The sequence below is a fragment of the Paenibacillus marchantiophytorum genome, from assembly GCF_014640555.1.
Taxonomy (GTDB): Bacteria; Bacillota; Bacilli; order Paenibacillales; family NBRC-103111; genus Paenibacillus_E; species Paenibacillus_E marchantiophytorum.
On record NZ_BMHE01000097.1, the window covers coordinates 1 to 7,201 of the forward strand.

General features: G+C 48.6%; 6 protein-coding genes and 2 rRNA genes. All 8 read left to right on the top strand.

What is annotated here, in order from left to right:
• A 23S ribosomal RNA gene (locus tag IEY34_RS35645) occupies positions 1 to 91 on the top strand; the annotation flags it as partial.
• Positions 92 to 237: 146 nt separating this feature from the next.
• A 5S ribosomal RNA gene (gene rrf / locus IEY34_RS35650) occupies positions 238 to 354 on the top strand.
• 943 nt (positions 355 to 1,297) lie between these two features.
• Complete coding sequence (gene chrB / locus IEY34_RS35655) at positions 1,298 to 1,888, top strand: chromate efflux transporter ChrB (protein WP_268240228.1); 591 nt, start codon at positions 1,298 to 1,300, stop codon at positions 1,886 to 1,888.
• Positions 1,885 to 2,418, top strand: a complete 534-nt coding sequence (gene chrA, locus IEY34_RS35660; RefSeq protein WP_189020942.1) for a chromate efflux transporter ChrA — start codon at positions 1,885 to 1,887, stop codon at positions 2,416 to 2,418. Before chrB ends, chrA begins: the two co-directional genes overlap by 4 nt.
• Positions 2,419 to 2,654: 236 nt before the next feature.
• Entirely contained in the window at positions 2,655 to 4,199 is a 1,545-nt protein-coding gene (locus IEY34_RS35665) for an ABC transporter ATP-binding protein (protein ID WP_189020944.1), read from the top strand.
• Positions 4,196 to 5,317, top strand: a complete 1,122-nt coding sequence (locus IEY34_RS35670) for an ABC transporter permease (RefSeq protein ID WP_189020946.1) — start codon at positions 4,196 to 4,198, stop codon at positions 5,315 to 5,317. The genes IEY34_RS35665 and IEY34_RS35670 overlap by 4 nt, the downstream gene beginning before the upstream one ends.
• Before the next feature lie 43 nt (positions 5,318 to 5,360).
• Entirely contained in the window at positions 5,361 to 6,290 is a 930-nt protein-coding gene (locus IEY34_RS35675; protein WP_189020948.1) for an ABC transporter permease, read from the top strand.
• 27 nt (positions 6,291 to 6,317) lie between these two features.
• Positions 6,318 to 6,800: a nucleoside deaminase gene (locus IEY34_RS35680; RefSeq protein ID WP_189020950.1), complete on the top strand. Its 483-nt coding sequence runs from the start codon at positions 6,318 to 6,320 to the stop codon at positions 6,798 to 6,800.
• The last annotated feature ends 401 nt before the right edge of the window (positions 6,801 to 7,201 follow it).

Below are 7,201 nucleotides of genomic sequence, written 5' to 3' on the forward strand. Positions count from 1 at the left end.
CCCCTTGTAGACGACGAGGTTGATAGGTTCGAGGTGGAAGTGCGGCAACGTATGCAGCTGACGAATACTAATCGGTCGAGGGCTTAACCTAATATAGGGATCTTTAATCGTAGATTAAAGTCTCTCTGCTTTCAGCTGACTAAGCAGCAAATGAAACTACGGTAGCCGTAGTGGCATTGATCTAACTTTACGCAAGTTTCGTATCTAGTTTTCAAGGCGCAAACCACACTTTGACTGTTTGGTGATGATGGCGGAGGGGACCCACGCGTTCCCATCTCGAACACGACCGTTAAGCCCTCCAGCGTCGATGGTACTTGAACCGCAGGGTTCTGGGAGAGTAGAACGTTGCCAAGCAACTAAGAAACCTTACAAGGAGAAATCCTCGTAAGGTTTTTTTTGACATATAAGAATTTATATGTTTTTGGGTTGAGCGAAGCTTACTCTTATTTATTGACATCCACCACTACCTTCTTTGCTTTGGAGGTTTTCGGTCTCAAAGGGCATCTAATGAACGGTATGATGCTTATAGACGAGAAAATGGCTGCATTGGGGATTTAATGAACGGAGTTGGCGCTACCCGGCACTTTATTGGCGAAAAGGTGATCACTTGCTTGAAATAGCGCATCTGGGATTCATTAGATTTTCAGAATGAGTGATTATGGCCGAATAAAGAGTATTGAGTTCGTAAGGGAGCTTGGGCTTGCCTCAAGGTTCATTGACTTGGTGACCTAGCCGCAGGCTAGATTTTAATATAAGAGTTTATATGTTTTGGAGTGAGCGCGGAGTTACTCCAGCCGCCTTGTGCGAACAGAGGGGGGGAACTATAGTCCGCTATTTTAGCCAAAAGTATCCATATCGCGGGGGTGAGGGAACTACAGTCCGCTATTTTGCTGTTTCAAGGCAAATTCAGCATTTTTCGTGGAAATAAGACCCCGTAGTTCCGCTAATACCATAGCATCCCTGCTAGTTGCCTATATAGCGTCCTCTAGTTCCCTTAACAGGTTTTGTCGCTACTAAGAGGCTGATCTCTCAGGGCGGCGAAGCCGGTTTTCTTTATTTAGTTGATCTGCTTAGCAGGTCAAAGTAGTAATAGGAGTCCTCTAGGACTCTTGTCTGCCCACATGCTTCAGCAAGCTAAGCAAGTTAATGAGCCTGTTTATTTTTAGTCGGGTGCCAATAACGGGGAGAATCTTTGTCATTTTTACAAAAATGCGGATAGAAGCATAAAAGGTGAGGAATTTTAGTTTACAATTAGCTGATTAGCAGGCTAGGTTGGAGAGAGATAGGAGTGAGACGATTGGCTAATGCCTATGTACAGATCGGAGTGGCGATGCTTCGGACGGGAATTTTGGGATATGGCGGCGGGCCGTCGATTGTGCCGTTGGTTCGACATGAGGCGGTTACGCGGTTTCAGTGGATGAAGGATGAGGAATTTATGGAAGTACTGGCGATTGCCAATACACTGCCTGGGCCGATTGCAACGAAGTTGGCAGGTTATCTAGGCTATCGGCTGAAAGGAACAGGAGGAGCGGTTATCGGACTGCTAGCGCATATTGTTCCAACATGTGTGGCCATGGTGGGGCTGTATTCGTTCATTAATTTCTTTAGTAATTCGCAAGTTATTAAAGGGATGATTGCCGCGGTAGTGCCAATTGTGGCTGTTATGCTGGGGGTCATGGCCTATGAGTTTGGCGAGAAAGCGATCAAAGGATTAGGCTGGGCCGCAGGCATTACTTTCTTTGTCATTTCTTTCTTGCTGCTGCAGACTTTCGCTGTGCATCCGGCTATTGTGATTTTCTTGTTTCTCTTTTACGGTGCTTTCCATCATAAGGTAAAGGACAAGTGGAACAAAGGCAAGAAGCCGCTTGGCAAAGGGGAAGGCGCATGATGGATTGGTGGCAGTTATTCGTTAGTTTTTTCCTGGCTAATGTATTCGGATATGGCGGCGGGCCTTCATCGATTCCGCTGATGTATCAAGAAATCGTGCCCAATCATGCGTGGATGACGAGCAGTGAGTTTTCCAATATGCTAGCGCTCGGAAACGCGCTCCCCGGTCCGATTGCGACGAAGATTGCGGCTTATGTCGGCTTCCAAATCGGGGGCTGGGTTGGCGTGTTGATTGCTGTCGGGGCAACGGTCGTTCCGTCAATTATTGCGCTTATTATTTTACTGAATATTTTGCAGAAATATAAACAATCTCCTGTTATTAAAGGGATGACATTGCTGGTTCAACCAGTGATTGCGATTATGATGGTCTTGGTCACGTGGAGTAGTTTGGTGGAATCGACAAAGACGATTGGCTACCTTCAATTTTGCGGAATTGCGGCAGTTGCCTTCTATCTGATTCAGAAACGAAAGATACATCCTGCCTTTGTTATTGTCGCTGGCTTCGTCTACGGCGGGATATTTCTATCCTAAGCGGTGGGGGAATTTGGATGGAAGCACAAAGGTGAAAGCATTTTTCGTACATATGGCTAATTCGATGTGATGTTAATTGACGTAAATTTATCCTGATCGTATAGTGAGGAAAATAGGTACAAAGCAGGCGCTTCGATTTCGTATAAGACGGTATCCGGAAACAGCATATCCCTGGTAGGGAGATGCTGTTTTGAGTATATAAGGGTCTTTTTTAGGACGGAAAAGGAGGAACTCATATGAATAAAACAGAGGTTTATTCCGTTGAAATGGTTCAAATCGTCAAACAATTTGGTTCCGTGCTTGCTAATAATCAGGTAGATTTCCGGGCAAAAGCTGGCGAGATTCACGCCCTGCTAGGGGAGAATGGCGCAGGGAAAAGCACGATGATGTGCATGCTCTCGGGCGTATATCGACCAACTAGCGGAGATATTCTGATCCGTGGAGAGAAGGTGCGCATTCGCTCTCCCAAGGATGCGATGAAGCAGGGGATTGGCATGGTGTTTCAGAATTTTCGGCTTGTGCAGACGCTAACGGCAGCCGAAAATATTGTGCTTGGCGAGACCTCCTCCTTCTGGCGAGGTCCGGGTTGGCTCGCAAGGAAGTCCGAGGAAATCGAGGCAATCTCGCAGCATTTTGGTCTACCGTTCCCGGTAGATCGGCCGATCTGGCAGTTATCCGTGGGGGAACAGCAGCGGGTTGAGATTGTGAAGACGCTGTATCGCGGCGCGGATTTGATTATTTTGGATGAGCCGACCTCGGTGTTGACGCCAGGTGAGGTCGATCAGTTGTTTGAGACGCTGATCCGGATGAAATCGGAAGGCAAAACGATTATTATGACGACGCACAAATTGAAGGAAGTCATGTTGGCAGCAGATCGCATCTCGGTGATGCGCAAAGGTCAAATGATTGCCGCCATGGCGAAATCAGCCACGAGTGAACGGGATTTGGCGCAGCTCATGGTCGGTCAAGAGAGCCTGGAGAGCTTGGAAAGCCGAGCTGTCGTAAGAGAGACAATACAAGGCAATCCAATGCTTGTGGTGAATGGTCTTGATGTGTATGCGGATCATGGACGCAAAGTGTTGGATGGGCTTCATTTTCAAGTGAATGAAGGTGAAATCGTCGGTGTGGCCGGAGTCTCCGGCAATGGACAAAAAGAGCTGGCCGAGGTGCTCACGGGGCTGCGTACATGGAAGCAGGGCGAAGTCAGTTTCGCTGGCAAGGCCTTACGCAATGGATCGGTGCGCACAGCGATTGAACTGGGAATCGCCCATGTGCCTGAGAATCGCATGAAGAGCGGTCTGGCTGGCAGCCTGGGATCGGTGGATAACCTGCTGGTCAAAACGTATCGCTCCCAAGCGCGTTCACGATTCGGCTTGCTGCGCGCGGGGAGCAACCGGAGTTGGTCGCAGAAGCTTATTGAACGATTTGATGTGAAGACATTCAGCCTGGATGCGCCTGTTCAATATATGTCAGGGGGCAACCAACAGAAGCTGCTTTTGGCCAGAGAGATCGATCAAGATCCGAAGCTCATGGTCGCTGTACATCCGACACAGGGACTTGATGTTGGAGCTACAGCGGGTGTTCATGCGTTATTGGAGGATCTGCGGAGGAAGGGGCGTTCGGTGCTGCTGATTTCGGAGGATCTGGATGAAGTGCTGCATTTGGCTGATCGGATTCTGGTGATGTACGGCGGGCGCATCGTGGGTGATGTATCTCGAGAAGAAGCGGACCGCGAATATATCGGCCTGTTAATGGCAGGATCGGAGGAGGATGCGGGATGAGTGAACAACAAACAGCAGGCGCACTTCCGGTTGAAAATAAAGCTGTGAAACGCGAAACAAGCTTTCGGATGCCCTACCGTTTCGAGATTGATCCAACAGGGCGCGACAGCCCGTGGTGGGTAACGCTTGCAGCGATTATACTCGCGCTTATCGCCTGCGGCATCTTTATCTCTCTTAATGGCATGAATCCGATTGCGGTCTACGGCAAAATGCTGAAGGGAGCATTCGGCTCCACCTTCGGGCTGACCGAGACTCTGGTGAAGGCAATTCCGCTTCTGCTGTGCGGCATCGGGGTATCTTTTGCTTACCGCATCTCGGTATGGAACATTGGGGCGGAAGGGCAGTTTTTGGCGGGAGCGATGGCAGCAACGGCAATTACGGTTTATTTTCCACATCTGCCGATGTACGTGTCTATTCCGGTTATGCTAGTGGCAAGTATGGCAGCAGGAGGTGTCTGGGGTTTGCTTACGGCCATACCAAAAACCTATTTTCAAGTCAATGAACTCATCACTTCGTTAATGCTCAATTATGTGGCTCTGCTTGCCTTGAATTATGCCGTATTCGGTCCGTGGAAAGATCCAAAAGGCTTTAACTTCCCAGGATCGCCAATGTTTACAGCTGCACAATCGCTGCCAACTTGGGGGACATCCAGGCTGCATTTGGGGATTATTTTTGCGGTGGCAGCGCTGCTGCTTTATGCTTTTGTGATTCGCTATACGCGTTATGGCTATGAATTGCGTCTGATCGGTGCAAATGCGGAAGCCGCGAGGAATGCAGGAATTCGTATTTCCAAACATGTACTTATCGTAATGATGATCAGCGGCGCATTGGCCGGACTTGCAGGGATGAGCGAGGTTTCCGGTGTGGCGCATCGCCTTATGTATGGGATATCACCTGGGTATGGTTACACGGCTATTATTGTCGCTTGGCTGGCAAAGCTGAATCCGTTGAGTTTAGTAGTCTCATCTGTGCTCTTCGGAGGGCTGATTGTGGGGGGCTATAGTGTGCAAACGATTGGACTTCCGTCATCGACTTCATCCATGATTCAAGGGGCTATTCTGTTTTTCCTCATTGCGGGGGGAATGGCCGGGAAATTCCGGATACGCAGCAATCGCTGATGAAGTCAGCATTCAATTCACGCTGGAAAGGGGATGACGAGTCGTGGAAATGCTCACACAAATACTGATTTCTGCCATTTCTTCCGGTACTCCGCTGCTTATAGCGGTACTAGGCGGAATTCTGATCGAGAGATCCGGCATTACACAGCTTGGTGCTGAAGGCTTGATGCTGATGGGGGCTGTGATTTCGTGCTTGATGTTTATTCATACAGGCAGTTTGGCGCTGACCCTTCTCTGTGTATTGGCGGTGAGCGGAGTGCTCGGGCTGCTGCATGGGTTTCTATGCGTAACTCTGCATGCCAATCAGGTCGTTTGCGGTTTGGCCATGACGATATTCGGAGCAGGGCTTAGTGCGTATCTGGGCAAACCAGTGAGTGGAAAGCCGCTGGCGGGAGCAGTCCCCAAGTTGGATTTGCCCTGGCTGGAGCCGGTGCCATTGCTAGGCAACATTTTTGCACATTTAGATCTGTTCACCTGGTTTAGCTTCATGCTGGTCATTGCCATGCATTTGTTTATTCATCGCACATCCTGGGGACTTCATCTCCGGGCAGTCGGCGATAATCCGGCTACGGCAGATGTTATGGGTATTCCTGTTATTGCGATTCGCTACGCTTGTATTGTAATTGGATCCATGTTGATCGGTATTGGTGGAGCAGATTTGCTGCTCGTTTACACGCCTACATGGAATGAAGGGATGACTTCCGGGCGGGGCTGGATCGCGGTGGCGCTTATTATTTTTGCCAGATGGAATCCGATCCGAGCGCTGCTCTGCGCTTATTTCTTCGGTGTGCTCGATAGTCTCGGTTTCCGTGTTCAGCTGATCGGCAGTCACATTCCTTCTTATTTCCTGAAAATGATTCCATACGTCGTCACGATTCTAGTGTTGATGTTCTTAGGTTGGCGTAATCGCAATAAGCCTTCGGGCGCGCCTGAGGCTTTGGGTATTCCTTATATTCGGGAGCAAAGATTCTAACATTGGATTAAGTTGGGAGGAGTGTTAATGAGTGAACGTGAGCAACATATCGCTTTTTTAAAAAGATGCGTAGAACTCTCTGTTCTGGCGAGAGAATCCGGGAATACACCGTTCGGCGCATTGTTAGTAGGGCCAACAGGTGAGATTTTGCTTGAACAAGGCAATGTGGAAATTACGCAGTCCAACTGCACAGGGCACGCAGAAACGATGCTGATGGAGGCGGCCTCCCAACGATACAGCAAGGCAGAGCTGTGGTCCTGCACATTATATACGTCTGCAGAGCCGTGCGCTATGTGTTCAGGCTCCATCTATTGGGGTAATGTAGGGCGAGTCGTCTATGGGATTTCCGAAAAGTTGTTGGCGCAACTAACCGGGGAGGATGAGCAGAATCCGACTTTGGATTTACCTTGCCGAGAGGTCTTCGCCAGAGGGAATAAATCGATTGAAGTCATTGGTCCAATTCAAGAGGTTGAGACGGAGACGGTTGCCGCTCATGAGGGATATTGGTAATAAAGGTTGAGCAGGGTAACACGAGGCCACTGAAAAACCAATGTTTTTGAAAAAACTAAGAAATTAGGGGGATCAAAAATGTCTCCCTAAATACGAAACGAGCCTTAGAAGCGATTCTGGAGGCTCGTTTTTTTCTGATATTTTATTTTCTTTAAAAAAACGGACTTTTTCAGTGGCCTCGGGTAACACTGCTCGGCCTTTTTTTGTTGTTTTGGAGGGAACGTGGAGTTGCTCCACCTCCCCGGAGGTAAGGGAACTACAGTGCGCTATTCTAGCAAAAAGTAACTACTTAGGTCTACCCAAAATTTTGTTGGATATTTTCTTCGTTGGCACAAGGGAATATGAATAAATATGGAGAATAGAGATTTATTCCATATTAGGGACGTGAGCCAATTGAAATG